Origin of the sequence: Nocardioides bruguierae, assembly GCF_023554635.1 — a bacterium.
GTDB lineage: Bacteria > Actinomycetota > Actinomycetes > Propionibacteriales > Nocardioidaceae > Nocardioides > Nocardioides bruguierae.
The window spans coordinates 1-1,000 of record NZ_JAMJPH010000048.1 but is presented as its reverse complement, the minus strand read 5'-3'; the positions used below and the strand labels follow the sequence as shown (position 1 = coordinate 1,000).

Below are 1,000 nucleotides of genomic sequence, written 5' to 3'. Positions count from 1 at the left end.
CGGGCTCACCGACGGGCTCACCGACGGGCTCACCGACGGGCTCACCGACGGGCTCACCGACGGGCTCACCGACGGGCTCACCGACGGGCTCACTGACGGGCTGGTCGATGTCTGCGGTGACGGCGAGGAGGTGGCGTGATGACGAAGGTAAACAGCGACGCGGCCGACGCGCTGAAGCAACTGGCCTACCTGTCGTCGGCGTTGAAGGCACCCCGGATCATCGAGTCCGCCGCTCGGCTTGCCGACCACGCCCGCGATGCGGGCTGGACCCACGAGGAGTACCTGGCTGCGGTGCTGGACCGCGAGGTCGCCGCCCGCAACGCCTCGGGCGCACAGCTGCGGGTGCGAGCCGCGGGGTTCGGCGCCAGGAAGACACTCGAGGAGTTCGACTGGGACGCCCAACCCGGCGTCCGGCCGCAGATCGCTGCCTTGGCTTCGGGCGCGTTCCTGACCGAGGCCCGCAACGTCGTGTTGCTGGGCCCGCCGGGCACTGGGAAGACCCACCTGGCCACGGGGTTGGGCATCGCCGCCGCGCACCACGGGCACCGCGTCCTGTTCGCCACCGCCACCGAATGGGTCGCACGACTCACCGATGCCCACAGGTCCGGCCGCCTGCCCCAGGAACTCGCACGTCTGCGCCGCTACGGCCTCATCGTCGTCGACGAGGTCGGGTACCTCCCCTTCGAGCAGGACGCCGCGAGCCTCTTCTTCCAGCTCGTCTCATCCCGCTACGAGCACGCCTCACTCGTGCTGACCTCGAACCTGCCGTTCAGCGGCTGGGGAGGCGTGTTCGGCGACCAGGTCGTTGCCGCCGCGATGATCGACCGCATCGTCCACCACGCTGACGTCCTCACCTTGAAGGGCGCCTCCTACCGACTCCGCAACCGCGGCATCGACTCACTTCCCAGCGTTCGCACGCAGAAGACGGCAGACTGACACCACGCACCGGTGGCCCCATTTTCGACCGCCGGAACGGCTCCACTTTCGAGCGTCGTCGACA

Annotated in this window: 1 protein-coding gene; it reads left to right on the top strand. The window is 69.6% G+C overall.

Annotated elements, in window-relative coordinates; all coding sequences use genetic code 11:
- Positions 1–138 precede the first annotated feature (138 nt).
- On the top strand, positions 139–936 hold the full coding sequence (gene istB / locus M8316_RS20330; RefSeq protein ID WP_250057802.1) for an IS21-like element helper ATPase IstB: 798 nt from the start codon (positions 139–141) through the stop codon (positions 934–936).
- Positions 937–1,000 lie beyond the last annotated feature (64 nt).

Excerpts from the sequence above, each read along its gene's own strand:
- istB (WP_250057802.1), top strand. The coding sequence starts at position 139 with ATGACGAAGGTAAACAGCGACGCGGCCGACGCGCTGAAGCAACTGGCC.